At 71.9% G+C, this 17,208-nt stretch carries 14 protein-coding genes; 10 read left to right on the forward strand and 4 right to left on the reverse strand.

Annotation, left to right across the window (positions count from 1 at the left end; genetic code table 11):
• Positions 1 to 81 precede the first annotated feature (81 nt).
• The 6 genes from BC793_RS49805 (at position 82) to BC793_RS29700 (ending at position 8,030) form a co-directional block, all read left to right on the forward strand.
• On the forward strand, positions 82 to 1,710 hold the full coding sequence (locus BC793_RS49805; RefSeq protein WP_158319409.1) for a Daple: 1,629 nt from the start codon (positions 82 to 84) through the stop codon (positions 1,708 to 1,710).
• Entirely contained in the window at positions 1,710 to 2,675 is a 966-nt protein-coding gene (locus BC793_RS29680; protein WP_109598507.1) for an alpha/beta hydrolase, read from the forward strand. The genes BC793_RS49805 and BC793_RS29680 overlap by 1 nt, the downstream gene beginning before the upstream one ends.
• A gap of 174 nt (positions 2,676 to 2,849) precedes the next feature.
• Positions 2,850 to 3,671 (forward strand): DUF3152 domain-containing protein, encoded by an 822-nt coding sequence (locus BC793_RS29685; protein WP_239170293.1) that lies wholly within the window; start codon positions 2,850 to 2,852, stop codon positions 3,669 to 3,671.
• Positions 3,672 to 3,836: 165 nt separating this feature from the next.
• Positions 3,837 to 5,846 carry a DUF3152 domain-containing protein gene (locus BC793_RS51680; protein ID WP_239170294.1) on the forward strand — a complete coding sequence of 670 codons (2,010 nt, stop codon included), beginning with the start codon at positions 3,837 to 3,839 and terminating at the stop codon, positions 5,844 to 5,846.
• 110 nt (positions 5,847 to 5,956) lie between these two features.
• Positions 5,957 to 7,138 (forward strand): adenylyltransferase/sulfurtransferase MoeZ, encoded by a 1,182-nt coding sequence (gene moeZ / locus BC793_RS29695; protein ID WP_109598510.1) that lies wholly within the window; start codon positions 5,957 to 5,959, stop codon positions 7,136 to 7,138.
• Positions 7,139 to 7,226: 88 nt separating this feature from the next.
• Positions 7,227 to 8,030 carry a prenyltransferase/squalene oxidase repeat-containing protein gene (locus BC793_RS29700; RefSeq protein ID WP_109598512.1) on the forward strand — a complete coding sequence of 268 codons (804 nt, stop codon included), beginning with the start codon at positions 7,227 to 7,229 and terminating at the stop codon, positions 8,028 to 8,030.
• A 256-nt stretch (positions 8,031 to 8,286) separates the two neighbouring features.
• Here the strand turns inward: BC793_RS29700 and BC793_RS29705 are convergent, their stop codons facing one another.
• Positions 8,287 to 9,528, reverse strand: a complete 1,242-nt coding sequence (locus BC793_RS29705) for a glutamate-5-semialdehyde dehydrogenase (RefSeq protein WP_109598514.1) — start codon at positions 9,526 to 9,528, stop codon at positions 8,287 to 8,289.
• 31 nt (positions 9,529 to 9,559) lie between these two features.
• Positions 9,560 to 10,672 carry a glutamate 5-kinase gene (gene proB, locus BC793_RS29710; RefSeq protein WP_203896356.1) on the reverse strand — a complete coding sequence of 371 codons (1,113 nt, stop codon included), beginning with the start codon at positions 10,670 to 10,672 and terminating at the stop codon, positions 9,560 to 9,562.
• Between the two features lie 62 nt (positions 10,673 to 10,734).
• Here proB and BC793_RS29715 point away from each other — a divergent pair, with 62 nt between their 5' ends.
• Positions 10,735 to 11,055: an MGMT family protein gene (locus BC793_RS29715; protein WP_109598518.1), complete on the forward strand. Its 321-nt coding sequence runs from the start codon at positions 10,735 to 10,737 to the stop codon at positions 11,053 to 11,055.
• 25 nt (positions 11,056 to 11,080) lie between these two features.
• Here the strand turns inward: BC793_RS29715 and BC793_RS29720 are convergent, their stop codons facing one another.
• Positions 11,081 to 11,764: a TetR/AcrR family transcriptional regulator gene (locus tag BC793_RS29720; RefSeq protein ID WP_109598790.1), complete on the reverse strand. Its 684-nt coding sequence runs from the start codon at positions 11,762 to 11,764 to the stop codon at positions 11,081 to 11,083.
• Positions 11,765 to 11,886: 122 nt separating this feature from the next.
• Between BC793_RS29720 and BC793_RS29725 the strand changes: the two genes are divergently transcribed.
• Positions 11,887 to 12,810: an NAD-dependent epimerase/dehydratase family protein gene (locus tag BC793_RS29725; RefSeq protein WP_373871253.1), complete on the forward strand. Its 924-nt coding sequence runs from the start codon at positions 11,887 to 11,889 to the stop codon at positions 12,808 to 12,810.
• A 12-nt stretch (positions 12,811 to 12,822) separates the two neighbouring features.
• On the opposite strand, the gene BC793_RS29730 is transcribed toward BC793_RS29725, so the two are convergent.
• Positions 12,823 to 14,214: a gamma-glutamyltransferase gene (locus BC793_RS29730; protein ID WP_109598520.1), complete on the reverse strand. Its 1,392-nt coding sequence runs from the start codon at positions 14,212 to 14,214 to the stop codon at positions 12,823 to 12,825.
• A 49-nt stretch (positions 14,215 to 14,263) separates the two neighbouring features.
• Here BC793_RS29730 and BC793_RS29735 point away from each other — a divergent pair, with 49 nt between their 5' ends.
• Positions 14,264 to 15,616, forward strand: coding sequence for an MFS transporter (locus BC793_RS29735; protein ID WP_109598522.1), 1,353 nt, complete (start codon positions 14,264 to 14,266; stop codon positions 15,614 to 15,616).
• Between the two features lie 52 nt (positions 15,617 to 15,668).
• A complete protein-coding gene (locus tag BC793_RS29740) occupies positions 15,669 to 17,087 on the forward strand; it encodes a pyridoxal phosphate-dependent decarboxylase family protein (RefSeq protein ID WP_109598524.1) in 1,419 nt (472 codons plus the stop codon).
• Positions 17,088 to 17,208: the final 121 nt, after the last annotated feature.

A 17,208-nucleotide genomic window follows, 5' to 3' on the forward strand; every position in this document is an offset into this window, starting at 1 on the left:
TCGCGTGACCGCACACGGATGAACGGCTGGGCCGACGACGAGAGTTCGTGGCCCCACACGGGAGCGGCATTGGAGCAGGGAGTGGACACGCCACCATGGCGTCGCCCGTCCGACGGGCGCACCTTCGGACGGCAGCAGGGCCCGGCGGAACGTCCCTTCGGGGCCGCACCCGCGTCCGGGGTCCCCGCGCCGGGGGCGGGTTCCGAGATTCCCCCGTCCGGGTCCACCGAAGCATGGTCCCCCGAGCGGAGCCGGCTCGCCGACATCCTGGGTCACCACCGCCGTACGCCGACGGCTCCCGCACCGAGCAGCGCGCCGCCTTTTCCGTACGAGGGTGACCTCGACGACACCTACCAGCACCGTGCCGCCGTGCCACCGCCCCGGCCCGACTGGGTGCCCGAGCCGGTCCAGGGGCCGCCGCCGGTCGCCCCGGTCTCCGGCGGGGCCGCCCGTTCCCGGCACGCGCTGGTCACCGACACCCTGGCCCAGGGGCTGCCTCAGCTCGACGGCCAGGCCGCCTCGTTCGATCCGCCGGGATTCGCCCGCCGGGCGTACGATCCGGTCCCCGATGTGACACCGCCCTACGCCCCGCCCGGTGACGCCGAGAACGACGGCGACCAGCGCGGGACACTCCCGCAGCGCGTCCCGGCCCAGCCGGACGTCCCGAGAGTTCCGGAGCCGCCCTCCGTGGAACCGTCGGCCGAAGCGCCCGCATTGGCCCGTATCGCGACGCACCTGCGCCGCGGCGATGTCGTACCCGCTCAGGAGCGCCAGGAGGGCTTCGACGTCCAGGACATCCTGGCCGCGGTCCGCGAGGTGCCGGGGGTTCGCGACGCCTCGCTGCGGGCCACTCCCGCCGGCGCGCACAGCCTCCGCCTCGACCTCTCCGACGGCGCGGACGCCGCCGAGGTGAGCCGCCAGGTGGCCCGTCTGCTCCAGGAGCGGATGGGCCTGGACGCGGCGATGCCCGCCGACTCGCCGTTCCGGCCGTCCAGCGCGCCCGTCTCCGCCCCCCGGAGCACCCCGCTGCTGCCCAGCCAGCCGACCCGGCCGGCCCGGGCCGCGGTGCCGGTCGCACCGGTCTCCAGCCCGGTGGCCCCGGTGTCGAGCCCGGTCGCGCCGGTCTCCAGTCCGGTCAACCCGGTCAGCCCGGTGTCCGCAGCGCCCGCCCCGGCCGCCGCGCCGGTCTCCGCGGCGCCGTACCCCCCGCTGGAGAAGCGGCAGCCCGGCGTCAACGCCGGCGCCGCCCTGGTTCCCGCGGACTCCTCCAAGCCGCGGCCGCTGGACCCGGGTGACAACCCCGGCCCTCGCGTGATCATCGAGAATGTGCACGTCAACACATTCGGCGCGGACGCCTCCGTCGAGGTGCGGCTGCGTGCCGGCGGGCGCAGCGCCTCGGGCGTGGCCACCGGCCCGGCGGTCGACGGCTACCTTCTGCGCCTGTGTGCGACGGCCACCGCGGGTGCCGTCGACGAGTTGCTCTCCACCTCACAGCACGAGGACGGCCCGGCCCGGTGCTTCGTCGAGCACGCGGCCTCGGTCTCGTTCGGGCAGATGCAGGTGGCCGTGGTGGTGCTGCTGCTGTCCTGCGGCGGCGGCTGGGTCGAGCAGCTGGCGGGTTCGGCCGTGGTCACCGGTGACGATCGGCACGCCATGGTGCGCGCCACACTCTCTGCGGTGAACCGGCGGCTCGAGGCACTCTTGGCCTGATGAAGGGCGCGATTCTGGCCGACGACAGTGCGCTGTTGCCGGAGGGTGAGATTCCGCCGCCATGGCCCGCACGCCGGGTCACGGTCGGCGGGGCGATGCTGCACGTGCGGGACACTCCGGCACTGGGTGACACCGCCGAACCCGCCGTCTACGTGCACGGCCTCGGCGGCTCCTCGCAGAATTTCACCGATCTGGCCGGCCTGCTCGCCGACCGGCTCGACGGTCAGGCCGTCGACCTGCCGGGGTTCGGCTACAGCGATCCGAGCCCGCGCTATTCGATCGCCTCGTTCGCGGCCACGCTGGTCGACTATCTGGAGCACTCCGGCCGCGGCCCGGTTCACCTGATCGGCAACTCGCTGGGCGGCTCCATCTCGGTGCGGGTGGCGGCGCTACGGCCCGATCTGGTGCGTACGCTCACGTTGATCTCCCCGGCCATGCCGTTCCTCGACCCGCGCCGCACCGCGCAGGGCCCGGTCCTGCCGCTGCTCGCGCTGCCGGGGGCGGAGCGCCTGATGGCCTGGGCACTGACCCGGGTCACCGCGGACCAGATGGCCGAGCAGGTGCTGGCCGCGTGTTTCGGTGACACCACCAAGGTGCATCCGCAGCGCCGGGCCGAGGCGATGGAGGAGATCCAGCTCCGCTACACCGTCGCCCACTATCCGAAGGCGTATCTGGGCACTCTGCGCGGCCTGGTGAGCAGCTTCCTGCGGGCGTACCTGCCGGGTGGCAACTCGCAGTGGCGGCTGGCCGCCCGGATCCAGGCGCCGACGCTGGTCATCGGCGGCCTCAACGACCGGCTGATCGACCCGCGGGTGCCGGCCCAGGTGGCCCGGGTCGTCCCGGACGGGCGCCTGCTCATCCTTCCCGGTGTCGGTCACGTCGCCCAGATGGAGGTCCCCCGTCTGGTGGCACGGGCCATCGCGGGTCTTCTCGACGACGTCCGGACGGCCCCGGCGGAGCGCTAGCGACGACCACGCCGGTGGATCGGTTGCTCGATGTAGCGAAGCGCACAAGATCCTTCCGGGGTGGGAGCGCTGACCGGTTTCGTGCGAGTCTGGACCCCCATGAGCGCTTCCCCCCGGCCCGCCCCTGAGCCGCGATCCCTGTCCTCGGGAGACCGGTGGCGCCAGGCTTGGCTGGTGATCCTCGCCGCCGCGCTGGTGCTGCTCACCGTGGTCGCGGTCAGCCGGCCGTCCGACACACCGGCCGGCCCGCCCGGTCATGCGGCAGCCGCCGCCTCTCCCGCCGCCTCGCCGAGCGCCGCTCCGTCGCCGTCCGCGGTCGTCACCGACCAGGTGAAGGCGCCGACCACACCCTCACCCGCGCCGGCCTCGGTCTTCCCGCCCGCGGGCGTGCTGACGCTGCCGGGCGCCGTGCCGGTGAAGGGTTCCGGCCGGTTCGAGTATGCGAACGACCGCGGCCCGGTCGTCGGTGTCGCGGGCCGGCTCCGGCGGTTCAAGGTCGCCGTGGAGGAGGGCAGCGGTGAGGACGCCGCCGCGTTCGCCGCACAGGTGCGCGCGATCCTGGAGGACGAGCGGAGCTGGATCGGGTCCGGGACGGTCCGGATGCAGATGGTCGCCGGGGCGGACCGGGCGGACTTCACCGTCTACCTGGCCACCCGCGAGACGGCCGGCCGGATGTGCGAGGTGGGCGGCACCAACATCCGGATCGGCGGGGTGCCGTACACCTCGTGTCGTGCCATCGGTAAGGCGGTCATCAACCTGGACCGCTGGCGGACGTCTGCGCCGCCGTACCTCCAGGCGGGGACCGATCTCGCGGCCTACCGGCAGTATGTGATCAACCATGAGGTCGGGCACGAGCTCGGCCACCGGCACGAGGGCTGCCCGAAAGCGGGCGGGCCGGCGCCGGTGATGGTCCAGCAGACCCTCACGCTGCGTGGCTGTGTTCCCTGGTCCTGGCCTCGCAACCGGGATCGGGACCTCGCCGGCCCCCGGCTCTGAACGTCCATCCGGTACGGAAATCCGAAAGTCCTGTGACAGACGGTGAGTCGTGGCAGGCTTGCGCTTGCTATGGCAAACGCGACAAATGGCCCCGTTGACCCGGACGCCGGCACCGACCGGCGTGGCCGGGCCGCGCGCTCCCGGACCGAGGCGGCGCAGCCGCCCGTGGACGAGACACCGGCCCGGCGGCGCACCGTCGCCGCGTCCACCACGGGCCGGTCGCCGCTGACCGCGCCGGCCGAGCCCGCGCGCAAGAGCGTCCGCCGGAGCGCGACCGGGGAGACCACCGGCAGGAGCCGGAGCGCCACCGGGGAGGCCGCCGGCAAGACCGGTGAGACCCCGGTCAAGTCCACCTCGTCGAGAACCGCCACCGGGCGTGCCCCGGCGCGCAAGACCGCCACGGCGCCGGTCGAGCCGGAGCGGAAGTCCGCCACCGGCCGTGCCCCGGCCCGCGGGCCCGCCACCGCACCGGTCGAGCCGGAGCGGAAGTCCGCCGCCGGTCGCACCCCGGCCCGCCGGCCCGCCACCGCACCGGTCGAGCCGCCGGTGCCGGGAGAGGACCTCGCGGGGGAGAGGGCGACGGAGGAGAAGCCGTCCCGCCGCCGGAGCGCCGCGCGGGCCATGCCGGCCCCGCCGGAGCCCCCTGCGCCCGCCGTGAGCGCCCCGGAGAACCACGAACCACCACCACCGCTGACCCGGGGCATCCTGGAACTGGCGGCAGAACGGGTGGCCGCTTCCCGGCCCCGTCCGGCCGAGCCGGAGCCACTCGGACCGGCCGACGACCCGATGGCCGCCCCGGGCGTTCACGTGAACCCGCGCGCCACCGGCACCCGCCGGACCCGCGCCGGCTCCCGTCCGCCCGCACCACCTGAGCCCGTCCCCTGGGACGGCCGGTCGGCCGAGAACGGCTGGCTCGGAGTCCTCCCCGGCCAGGACGTCGAGACCCTGATCCGGCCCGAGCCGCCGGCCGAGCCGACGGTGGGCGCCGACCCGGACGACCAGTACCCGCGGACCAGGAACCGGGGCCTTCCGCCGAGCCTGCGACTGCCGGCCGAACTGCCGGACAACCTGTGGCCGCCGAAGTCGATGCTCGAGCGGAACCTCGCCGAGAACATCCACGTCCCGGCGCCGGTGCCACCGCGGGTGGAGGACCCGTGGGAGGCCGAGGAGCCGGAGCCGCCGGAGGTGGTGGCCGACGAGGACCTCTCCGTCGCCGCGCCGGAGCAGCACCGGTCCACCGTCGAGATCCGCCGTCCCGAGGAGGCCGAACCCGAGTTCCTGCCCTCGGTGCTGGAGCATCCGGAGGCGGAGAGCGAGTACGTGCCCGCGCATTCGCGGACCACCGGACCGGCCCGGCACGCGGTGACCGAGACGGCCGCCGCGCGGCGTGTCCGGCGTCGTCGCAGGACGTTGCTGGTGGCGTACCTCCTGATGGTCGTCCTGATTCTGGTCGTCGGCAATGAGCTGCGCGACGATGAGCGGCCGCTCGCCCCCGGCCGGGAGGCCGCGCAACGCGCGAACGAACCGGCGGCCGTGGAACCCGCGCCGCAGGCGACCGGAGACGTGCCGGCCAAGATCGATGCGGACGGCGACGGCGAGTCCGCCGCCAAGGGCAAGTCCGGAGAGTTCGGGTACGCCGCGGAGCGCGGCCCGATGCTGGGCGACGGCGGCCGGTTGTACCGCTTCCGGGTGGCGGTCGAGAAGAACGTCGACGACACATCGCCCACCGAGTTCGCCGAGGTGATCGACGAGTCCCTCGGCGACGAGCGGAGCTGGATCAACGACGGCCGGCTGCGTCTGCGCCGGGTGCCGAAGGCCGCTGATGCGGACTTCACCATCTACCTGGCCTCGGCGAAGACGTCGGAGGAGATGTGCGCCACCGGTGGGCTGGACACCGAGGGCTACACCTCGTGCCGGGTCCCCGGCCAGGTGATCATCAACGCCGACCGGTGGGCCGACGCGGTACCCGATTACGACGGTGAGCTGGACACCTACCGCCGCTACGCGATCAACCACGAGGTCGGGCACGAGCTGGGACATGGGCACGAGGCCTGCCCCGGCGAGGGTGAGAAGGCCCCGGTCATGCAGCAGCAGACCTTCGGTCTGAAGGGCTGCACGCCGAACCCGTGGCCCTATCTGGACGGCAAGCGTTACACGGGCGAGCCGGTAGCCTGAATTATTCCGCGATCCCGCATGTCGGGCCCGTGTCCAACGTCATGGATCCGCGCGTGCGAATCGAGCAACAATGGGCGGCGATCCTTTCCACCGAACCCGGGGAGTGAACTGTGGCTCTGCCCCCGCTCGTCGAGCCGGCCGCTGAGCTGAGCGTCGACGAGATCCGCCGCTATTCGCGACACCTGATCATCCCCGACGTCGGGATGGACGGGCAGAAGCGGCTGAAGAACGCGAAGGTCCTCGCCGTCGGCGCGGGCGGCCTCGGCTCGCCGACCCTGCTCTACCTGGCCGCGGCCGGCGTGGGCACGCTCGGCATCATCGACTTCGACACGGTCGACGAGTCCAATCTCCAGCGCCAGATCATCCACGGAGTCTCCGATATCGGCACGCCCAAGGCGGAGTCCGCGGCCCGGAGCATCGCCGAGGTGAACCCGCTGGTCAACGTGGTCATTCACAACACCGCGCTGGACCGTGACAACGTCAAGGAGATCTTCAGCCAGTACGACCTGATCGTCGACGGCACCGACAACTTCGCCACGCGGTACATGGTGAACGACGCCGCGGTGCTGCTCGGCAAGCCGTACGTCTGGGGATCCATCTACCGCTTCGACGGCCAGGCGTCGGTCTTCTGGGAGGAGCACGGTCCCTGCTACCGCTGCCTCTACCCGGAGCCCCCGCCGCCCGGCATGGTCCCGAGCTGTGCCGAGGGAGGCGTGCTCGGCGTGCTCTGCGCGTCGATCGGGTCGATCCAGGTCAACGAGGCGATCAAGCTGATCACCGGTATCGGTGAGCCGCTGGTCGGGCGCCTGATGGTCTACGACGCCCTGGAGATGGAGTACCGCAAGATCAAGGTCCGCAAGGACCCCAACTGCGCGCTCTGCGGGGAGAACCCGACCGTCACCGACCTGCTCGAAGACTACGACGACTTCTGCGGCGCGGTCTCCGAGGAGGCGCAGGAGGCGATCACCGGCTCCACGATCTCCGTCCGTGAACTCAAGGAGTGGCAGGACAACGGCAAGGACATCTTCCTGGTCGACGTCCGCGAGCCGGCCGAATGGGAGATCAACCGGATCCCCGGCGCGACGCTGATCCCCAAGGGCGAGATCCTCTCCGGTGCGGCGCTCGCGAAGTTTCCGCAGGACAGGCAGATCGTCCTGCACTGCAAGTCGGGCGTCCGCTCGGCCGAGGCCCTCGCCGCGCTCAAGTCGGCCGGGTTCAAGGACGCGGTGCACGTCCAGGGCGGCATCGTGGCGTGGGTCAACCTGATCGACCCGTCGCTGCCGTCGTACTGACGGATCCTTGTCCGGGGAGTCACCAACGGGTGACTCCCCGGATGGAACAGACCTGCGATTCACAGATCCGGCCGGTACCGTCTTCACCGTGATCGATATAGACGCCGCCATCGGCTACGTGGTCGGCCATGGCGATCCGGTGGAACGTGCGCGATTGTCCCACCTCAGGACCGGGCATCCCGCCCCTCCGGACGCCGTGGAACGAATCGCCGCCGGCCAGATGCCGGAGGGTGGCTGGCCGGCCTCGGCGGAGGGCGGCATCCCCTCGGTCGACGCGACCTGTTACCGACTCGCCGAACTCGACGGCATCGGTGCGCTGAACAGTCCGGTCGGGATCCAGGCCCTGCAATGGCTGGCCGCCGCGCAACGCGGCGACGGCACCTGGCAGGAGCACGAATCGCTGGCCGATGAGGCGCCGGCCTGGGCGATGCCCGGCGATCCCGAGGCCACGCTCTACCAGACGTCGGTGGCCGGTTTCTGGCTCACCGCGGCGGCCGTCGAGATCGACCCCCATCAGACCCGGGCGCCATGGAGCGAGGTGCTGCGGTCCGCCGCCCGCTGGGTGGTCACCCAGATCCGGCCGGACGGCACGTGGCCGTCATTCCTGGCCGTCGGCTGGCACGCCGCCGGTCTCCTGCACCAGCAGCAGTTCTTCTACGAGTCGGCGCGGGTTCAGCAGGTGCTCGGCGACCGTTTGACGGACATGTCACCCGGCGACGTCGCGTCGATGGCGGCGGCCCTGCGCCGGGTGAATCTGGGTGACGACTGGCTGCTGCAGAGCGCCCGGAAGCGGCTGGCGGAGACCCAGCGCCCTGACGGCGGGTGGGACAGCAACGAGGGCCCACTCTTCGACGTCAACACCACGCTGACGGTGCTCCGCGCCTGCCGCTGAAGTCCCGGCCGGCTCTCACCGCTGCCTCATCCACGTCAACCCAGCGCTGGTGACCAGCCAGGGAGGTCTGGCTGGCTCTCACCGCTGTCTCAGCGCGGTCGAGGCAGCGGTGGTGACCAGCCGGGGAGGTCTGGCTGGCTCTCACCGCTGTCTCAGCGCGGTCGAGGCAGCGGTGGTGACCAGCCGGGGAGGTCTGGCTGGCTCTCACCGCTGTCTCGGCACGGTTGAGGCAGCGGCCAGAACCAGCCGGGGAGGGTCAGCGGGTGTGTCCGTTGCCCGTGACGACGTACTTCGTCGAGGTCAGCTCGGGCAGGCCCATCGGACCGCGGGCATGCAGCTTCTGGGTGCTGATGCCGATCTCCGCACCGAACCCGAACTCGCCGCCGTCGGTGAACCGGGTCGACGCGTTCACCATGACCGCGGCCGCGTCCACCCCCGCCACGAACCGGCGGGTGGCCGCGACCGACTCGCTGACGATCGCCTCGGTGTGGCCCGTCCCGTAGCGCCGGATGTGGTCGAGCGCGTCGTCGAGGCCGTCGACGACCGCGACCGTGATGTCCAGCGACAGGAACTCGGTGCCCCAGTCCTCGTCGGTGGCCATGACCACGGCGTCGCTGTAACCCGCCACCCGGGCGTCGCCGTGGACGGTCACCCCGGCGTCGGCCAGCGACGACAGCACCAGCGGCAGGAACGTGTCGGCGATCTCCGCGTGCACCAGCAGCGACTCGGCCGCGTTGCACACCGAGGGCCGCTGCGCCTTCGAGTTGACGGTGATGGCCAGCGCCTTCTCCAGGTCGGCGGCGGCGTCCACGTACACGTGACAGTTGCCGACCCCGGTCTCGATCACCGGCACCGTCGACTGCTCGACCACGGTCCTGATCAGCGAGGCGCCGCCCCGCGGGATCAGCACGTCGACCAGGCCACGGGCCCGCATCAGTTCCTTCACCGAGTCGCGGGTGGTCGCGTCCAGCAACTGGACCGTGTTGACCGGCAGACCGGCGTCGGCGATCGCCTTGCGCAGCACCGAGACGATCGCCGCGTTCGACGAGAAGGCGGAGCCGGAACCGCGCAGCAGCGCCGCATTGCCCGATTTGAGACAGATGCCGGCGGCGTCGGCGGTCACGTTCGGCCGGCCCTCGTAGATCATGCCGACCACTCCGAACGGCACCCTGACCTGCCGCAACTCCAGGCCGTTGGCCAGCGTCGAGCCGCGCACCACGTCACCGATCGGATCGGGCAGGGCGGCGAGCTGTCGCAGGCCGTCGCCCATCGCGACGACCCGCTCCGGAGTCAGGAGAAGCCGGTCGATCATCGCCTCCGACGTGCCACTCTCCCGCGCCTTCGCCACATCGACGCCGTTGGCGTGCACGATGTCGTCGGTCCGCTCGACCAGCCGGTCGGCCATCAGCAGCAGAGCCGCGTCCTTCTCCGCGCGAGTGGCCGCGGCCAGGTCGAACGACGCGATCCGGGCGGCAGCCGCCTGCTCCAGCACGCTCATGAAAACCCTTTCGACAAAGACGGGGGTACGGCTAAAGCAGCACCAGGTCGTCGCGGTGGACGACCTCTCGTTCATATCCCGGCCCCAGTGCCGCGGCCAACTCGGGTGTGGACCGCCCGAGCAGCGCCGGCAGTTCGACCGCGTCATAGTTGACCAGGCCGCGCGCCACCGGCGTACCAGATCCGGCATCAACCAGATCCACCGGATCGCCGGCGGCGAACGAACCGTCGACCGCGGTGATGCCGGCAGGCAGCAGCGATTTGCGCCGTGCCACGACCGCCGCGACCGCGCCCTCGTCCAGGTGCAGCCGCCCGCGTGGCGCGGTGGCGTGGGCCAGCCAGAACAGACGTGCGGCCGGCCGGTGATCGGCCGCCTCGAAGAGGGTGCCGACCTCCTCGCCGGCGAGCGCCTGCCCGGCCAGCGGGGCCGCGGTCAGCACGACCGGGATTCCGAAGCCGGTCGCGATCCGGGCCGCCTCCACCTTGGTCACCATGCCACCGGTGCCGACGCCGGACCGCCCGGCCGCGCCGATCGTGACGCCCGCGATGTCACTGTCGTCGCGGACCAGCGGAATCCGCCGGGAAGCCGGGTCGGCCGGATCGCCGGTGTAGAGGGCGTCCACATCGGAGAGCAGCACCAGCAGATCGGCGTCGGCGAGCGCGGCGACCAGGGCGGCGAGCCGGTCGTTGTCACCGAACCGGATCTCCTCGGTGGCGACCGTGTCGTTCTCGTTGACGATCGGCAGCGCGCCCAGGTCGAGGAGTTTGCGCAGCGTCCGGTACGCGTTCCGATAGTGCACACGCCGGGTCACGTCGTCCACGGTGAGCAGCACCTGCCCGACGGTGAGCCCGTGCCGGGCGAACCCGGCCGCGTAGCGCCCGATCAGCAGACCCTGGCCGACCGAGGCGGCGGCCTGCTGGGTGGCCAGGTCACGTGGCCGCCGGCGCAACTGGAGCGGGGCGAGCCCGGCGGCGATCGCGCCGCTGGACACCAGCACCACCTCACGGCCGCTGGTCGCCAGCGAACCCAGCACATCGACCAGGGCGTCGATCCGTTGCTCGTCGATGCCGCCCGTCGCGGTGGTCAGCGAGGACGAGCCCACCTTGACCACGATCCGGCGCGCGCCGGTCACCACTTCCCGCACCAGGCCCATTGTGCTCGGCCGGGCGGTGCCGGTCGTCGTCCGATCCCATATCGTGGCGGGTTGTGACACCCCAGGAGTACGTCGAAGAGGTCTTGGCGCTGGTGGAGAGCATTCCGGCGGGCCGGGTGATGTCGTACGGCGCGATCGCCGACGCCCTCGCCGACCGCTCCGGCCGCAACTCGGCCCGGCTGGTGGGCCGGATCATGGCGTTGCACGGCGGCGGCGTCCCGTGGCACCGGGTGTGCAGCGGGGGAGGCCGGCTCCCGCCGGGTCACGAGGTCCGGGCAAAAGGGCTGCTTCTGGGCGAGGGCGTACCGATGCGCGGCGACCGGGTCCTGATGGCGGAGGCGGGCTGGATGCCCGTCGCCCCGCCTGCACGGTGAGCCCGCCGGTCTCCCGGCGGAGCTTTTACTCGGTGAGTCCGGCCAGTCTCGCGGCCGACCGCAGCTGGTAGTCGAAGAAGCCCCGCCGGTCGTCCTCGATTGTGTTGTTGAGCTGCCCGAACAGCTCGAAGCTGATGGCACCGCAGATCTGGAAGAACGCCGCGATGGTGTCGGCGATGATGCGTGCCGTCAGTTCCGGGAAGTAGGCGCCGGCGATCGCCGCGAGCTCCTCGGCGAAGCGTCCGGTGAGCGGCGGCCGGTCGGCGATCCCGCCCGTCACGTTCGCCTTCGCGAGCGTTGCTCCGAGTAGCAGCATGAAGCGGGTCGCCGGTTCGACGGTGTCCCTCGGCGCCGCATATCCCGGCACGGGACTGCCGTAGATCAGCGCCCACTCGTGCGGGTTGGCCAGTGCCCACTCGCGTGCCGCATGGCCGGCCGCCAGCCACATCCCGAGCGGGGTCTCCTGCTCGGCCACCGCCCGTTCGGCCTCGTCGCCGACCGCGTTGTACGCATCGATGATCAACGCCGTGAGCAGCTCGTCCCGGCTCGCGAAGTACCGATAGACCGCGGACGAGGCCATGCCGAGATCCCGGGCGACGGCCCGTAACGACAGGTTCGCCCCATCGGTGGCCAGGTGCCGCCGCGCCACCGTCTTGATCTCGTCGGTCATCTCGGCCCGGACCCGGGCCCGCAGGTTGGTCGCAGTCACCTTCTCGCTCATCAGGTCAGTGTGCCACAACGAGAGCACTGCTCTTGCATTTTCAGCACCCTCTATGCGATCGTTGCTCTAGCAAGAGAGCAGTGCTCACAAAAGCGAGCAAGGAGATCATCATGCACCTGGTCATCGGTTCCGGCCCCATCGGTTCCACCGTCGCCCGCCTGCTTGCCGAGCGCGGCGAGCGGGTCCGCATCGTCACGCGCAGCGGCAGCGGTCCCGAGCATCAGCTGATCGAGCGGTCCGCCGCCGACGCGTCGGACGTCCGCCGCCTCACCGAGCTGGCCCAGGACGCCGAGGTCGTCTACAACTGCGCGAACCCGAAATACACCGAGTGGGCCGACAAGTGGTTCCCGATGAACAGCGCGATGATCGCCGCCGCCAAGTCGGCCGGAGCGGTCTACGCCATCACCGGCAACCTGTACGGATACGGCCCCCAGCCCGGCGGCCTGATGACCGGGAACACCCCGCTCGCCGCGACCGGCCGCAAGGGCCGCATCCGCAACCGCATGTGGCAGGACGCCGTGGACAGCGGCGTGCGCACGATCGAGGCCCGCGCCTCCGACTACCTGGGTGCCGGCGCGGTCGGCGTCTTCTCCAGCGTGCTCCTGCCCGCCATCGACAAGGGCCGCACCGCCTGGTGCCCGGCCGACGTGGATGCCCCGCACACGTTCACCTACACCGGCGACATGGCCCGCACCCTGGTCGAGCTGGCCCGTGACGAGCGGGCGTGGGGCCGGGCCTGGCATGTGCCGTCACCGCCCGCGATCTCCATCCGTGAGTTGGCCGCCCGCTACTGCGCCCTGACCGGCCGGTCCCCGCTGAAGGTCCGCAGCATGCCCCGTTTCGTGATGCGCACGGCCGGCCTGGTGATCCCGATGGCCCGCGAGTTGGCGGAGATGGACTACCAGTTCTACGCGCCGTTCGTCCTCGACTCGTCGCTGACCGAGCGCACCTTCGGCCTCACCGCCACCGACCTCGACGTCCCCCTGCGCGAGACCGCGGCGACCGCCGCAGCCACCGCCGCCCGCACCATGTGAGCCACCCGGCCGCTACAGCAGCAGGCCCACGCCGCCCCGCCGTGGGTCGCCGGCCGCGCCGGTCCAGCCGACGGCGGTGACACCGCCGAAGTAGTGGTTGATCTCCGGCCACTCGACGGTCTGCCAGCCCGCGGCCGCGAGTTCGGCCAGCTCAGCGGTCGGATAACCGGCCTCCGCGTGCACGGTGTCCTCCACCGCGTGAAAGCGGGGCCGGGCGATCGCCTCCGGCACGCTGAGCCCGTCGACCAGCACCCCGAGCAGCGTGTCGACCAGAGCGGTCCGGATCCGGGAGGCCCCTGCCGACCCCGCCGCCACGGCGAGGCCACCGTCGGGCCCGGTCACCACGAGCGGGCACATGTATGACGACATCCGCTCCCCGGGAACCAGATTCTCGGTGAGCAACTCTCCTTCGCCGAGCATCGAGTTCAGGTTGATGCCCAGCCCCGGCAGCCACACCCCGGCACCCAGCCCGAGCGTCGTGGTGATCACGCAGGCGTTTCCGGCCGGGTCCACCACCGAGACGTTGGTGGTGTCACCGAGCCGTTGCTTACCCCGGTTGACCAGGGCGGACGCCACTCCGGGCGCCCGGGTCGGCAGGGACAGGTCGGCGGGCAGCGCCCCGATCGTGTCGACGGTCCGGTTCAGATCATGGCGGGCATGCACCCGATACCCGGCGAGCGACGCGTGATCCACCGGCACCGACTCGACCCGGTACGCGGCGAGATCCGCCGGCCCGATGTTGCCGCCCGCGTCCCGAACCGTGTCGACGAGCAGCTTCCCGTACCCCCCGGTGTAGAAGACCTCCGGCCCGTCGACGGCCAGCGCGTCCATCGCGGTGGCCAGTCCCGGGTGGAAGAGCAGCTCGTCGCCCTGCAGCAGCCGCCCACCCGGCTGATAGAGGGCCGCCCCCTCGCCGTAGGCCAGCGCCGGCGCGCACGACTCCAGCGTCCGCGCGTGCGCGTCGGGCAGCAGCACTCCGGTCCGGGCCAGTCCGGCCGCCGGCGCCACCACCTCCGGCCACGGCAGCCGACCCCACCGCCGGTGGACCTCGCCGAGCCCGGCCGGCACTCCCGGCACCGCCACGCTGGCCCCGCCGATCGAGTAGATCTGTGGCAGCCCGCCGAAGAACACGTCCACCGCCACCATGGCCGACGGATCCCGGTCCCGGTCGAGGCCCGGCACCGCCACGAAGAAGTCGAGGCAGGTGACCTCACGGGTGACGGCGTCGTAAAAGGTGGCGAACCCGCCGCCGCCGAGTCCCGTATAGACCGTCTCGGCGACACAACAGGCCAGCACGGCGGCCACCGCAGCGTCGGCCGCGGTGCCGCCGGACTCGAGGATTCGCAGCCCGGCGCGGGCGGTCGCCGGATGACTGGCGGCGACGCCGGCCGCAACGCTTTTCATGCGGCCGAGCGTAGGCGGAGCAGGCCGATCATGGTTACGATGCGCTTCGATGACGACCGGTGGTCCCCCTCCCGTGGTAACCCCGACGAGTGTTCTGCCGCGCGGTGTTTTGGCTGGATATGCGCTTGGCTCGTTGGTCACCGGAGCTTTCGGTACGGTGCCCGGTTTGCTTCTTCTGCCTTATCTGACCGACACCCTGGGTGTGGCCGCGGGCGTGGCCGGATTACTTGTTCTCCTACCGAAGGCATGGGACGTCGTCGTCAACCCGGTCGCCGGGCGGATCTCCGACCGCAGCGGCTCGCGCCGCCCGTTCCTGTTGTCCGCCGGACTGCTCCTCGGCGTGCTCTTCGCGGCGATCTTCGCGGCTCCCTTCCCGAGCGGTGGCGCCTCCGGGGCGTACGTCGCGGTGGCCTTCCTCGCCGCCGCCACCGCCTTCGCCTTCTTCCAGGTCCCCTACGTCGCGATGCCCGCCGAACTCACCGACGGCTACGCCGAGCGCACCCGCCTGATGACCTGGCGGGTCGCGGTCCTGGCGCTCGCGATCCTCGTCTCCGGCGCCCTCGCACCGCTCGTCGTCGAACTCACCGGCGGCGGCCGCGAAGGACACCGGTGGTCCGGCGCCTTCGTCGGCGCACTCATCGTGGTGGGCACGCTCGCCACCTTTCTCGGTACGCGTAAAGCCGAGTCCCGCCAAGCCGGCGACTCCGAGCCCAGCCTGCGGGCGCAACTGCGCGTGGCCGGCGGCAACGCCCCCTTCCGTGCCCTGCTGATCTGCTGGATCGTCCAGGCCGCCGGCATCGGCACCATGCTGGCCGGCGTCAAGTACTTCGCCGACCACGTCCTCGTCCAGGGGTCCGGTGCGACCTTCCTGTTCGCCGCGTTCGTCGGCCCGGCGCTGCTGGTGATGCCGTTGTGGACCGCGATCGGCCGCCGGCACGGCAAACTGCGCTCCCTGATCGCCGCCTCCCTGCTCTTCGCCTGCGCGGCCCTAGCGCTCGTCGCCGCTCCGTCCCTGCCCGCGGTCGCCGTCTACCTGATCGTCGCCGTGGTCGGTGTCGGATATGCCGGCCAGCAGGTCTTCGCCATGGCGATGCTGCCGGACTGCATCGCCCGCGACACCGAGCGCACCGGCCGCCGTCAGGCCGGCGTCTTCACCGGCCTGTGGACCGCGGGGGAGACCTTCGGCCTGGCTCTCGGACCGGGCATCTACGCATTGATCCTCCAGATCTTCGGTTATGCCTCGTCGGCCACCGGCGAGTCGGCCGCTCAGAGCGACTCGGCACGACTCGGGGTGCTGCTCGGTTTCACGGTCCTCCCGGCCCTGCTGGTCGGCGCGGCCGTGGTGCTGCTGCGACGCTACGACGACCGGGCCGATGCCGGCGCCGGCCCTGTGGACAAGTAGCCGCTGTGGACAACCGGCGGCTCGGCACCGGCGAACGGATAGCGTCACCGGCATGACTGATGCGCTGCCGGAGAAGGGCGTCCCGGGCGAGCAGATCCTCGCCGAGTTGCAGGAGCTGCGGGCCGGTGACCTGCCGACCCACGGCGGGCGCCTGTTCGCCTATGTCTACGACCCCGCCCTCGACGGCCTGGATGATCTGGCCCGCGCCGCCCACGCCACGTCCGCGCACGTCAACGGCCTTGATCCGACCGCCTTCCCGTCGCTGCTGGCGATGGAGAACGCCCTGGTCGGCGCGGCCGCGCGGCTTCTCGGCGGTGGGCCGGCGACGGTCGGCAGCGTCACCAGCGGCGGCACCGAGTCCCTGATCCTGGCCGTGAAAGCGGCCCGCGACGCCCACCCCGACATCCGTTCGCCCCGGCTGCTCGTCCCGTCCACCGCGCACGCGGCGTTCGCCAAGGCGGCGCACTACCTGCGGGTCGAGTTCGACGTGGTGCCGGTGACGGACCTGAGGGCCGATCCACGCGCGATGGCCGCGGCGGTCACCCCGGACACGGTTCTCATCGCCGCCTCCGCCCCGAGCTATGCCCACGGCGTCGTCGACCCGATCCCGGAGATCGCCGCCATCGCCGCCGAGCATGGTGTCCGGTTCCACGTGGACGCCTGCTTCGGCGGCTGGATCCTGCCCTACCTGCGCCGTCTCGGTGCCGACCTGCCCGACTTCGACCTCTCCGTGCCCGGCGTCACCAGCATCTCCGCCGACCTGCACAAATACGCCTACGCACCGAAGGGTGTCTCGATCCTCCTGCACGCCTCGGAGGAGTTGCGCCGCCCGCAGTATTTCGCACACGCCGACTGGCCCGGCTACACCATGATCAATCCGGTGATCTCGTCCACCCGTTCCGGCGGCCCGATCGCCGCGGCCTATGCCACGCTGCGCTCGATCGGCGACACCGGCTATCTCGATCTGGCCCGCAAGACCCGCGAGTCGGTCGCGGTGCTGGCCGCGGCGGTCGAGGCCACCGACGGGGTGCGGCTCTATGCCCCCACCGAGACCAGCGTCGTCTGCCTGGCCTCCGACGGCGTCGACCTCTTCGTCCTGGCCGACGAACTGGCGGCCCGTGGCTGGCACACCCAACCCCAGATGGCCCACGCCGACCACCCGCCCACCATCCACCTGACGGTGACCGCGGCCGTCCACGCCACCGCCGCCTCGTTCGCTCCGGACCTGGCCGAGGCCGTCGCCGTGGCTCGAGCACGCGGCCCGATCGAGCTGCCGCCGCTGCCACCGCTGACCCCCGAGATGGTCACCCCGGAGCTGATCGCCTCCCTGGCCGAGGGCCTGGGTCTGGGAGCCGGTGACTTCACCCGGATGGCCGCGGTCAACACGATCCTCAATGCCGCACCACCGGCCCTTCGCGAGGCCATGCTCACCGGTTTCCTGAGCCTGCTTCAGCGCCCCACCGTTAGGTGACGGTGGGGGAACTAACGGGGAGCGGTGGGCCCTCACCGCTGGTGGCGTCCTGTTTCTACCGTTCTCTGCCGGGCAAGGCGTCGACGAGCGGATGGTCTCCGCGCTGCACGATGTCGTGGTG

It is taken from the genome of Actinoplanes xinjiangensis (assembly GCF_003148685.1).
Taxonomy (GTDB): domain Bacteria; phylum Actinomycetota; class Actinomycetes; order Mycobacteriales; family Micromonosporaceae; genus Actinoplanes; species Actinoplanes xinjiangensis.

Coding starts and splice junctions, on each gene's coding strand:
- BC793_RS29725 (WP_373871253.1), top strand. CDS start 11,887: ATGCACCTGGTCATCGGTTCCGGCCCCATCGGTTCCACCGTCGCCCGC.
- BC793_RS29730 (WP_109598520.1), bottom strand. CDS start 14,214: ATGAAAAGCGTTGCGGCCGGCGTCGCCGCCAGTCATCCGGCGACCGCC.
- BC793_RS29705 (WP_109598514.1), bottom strand. CDS start 9,528: ATGAGCGTGCTGGAGCAGGCGGCTGCCGCCCGGATCGCGTCGTTCGAC.
- BC793_RS29735 (WP_109598522.1), top strand. CDS start 14,264: ATGACGACCGGTGGTCCCCCTCCCGTGGTAACCCCGACGAGTGTTCTG.
- BC793_RS29740 (WP_109598524.1), top strand. CDS start 15,669: ATGACTGATGCGCTGCCGGAGAAGGGCGTCCCGGGCGAGCAGATCCTC.
- BC793_RS29680 (WP_109598507.1), top strand. CDS start 1,710: ATGAAGGGCGCGATTCTGGCCGACGACAGTGCGCTGTTGCCGGAGGGT.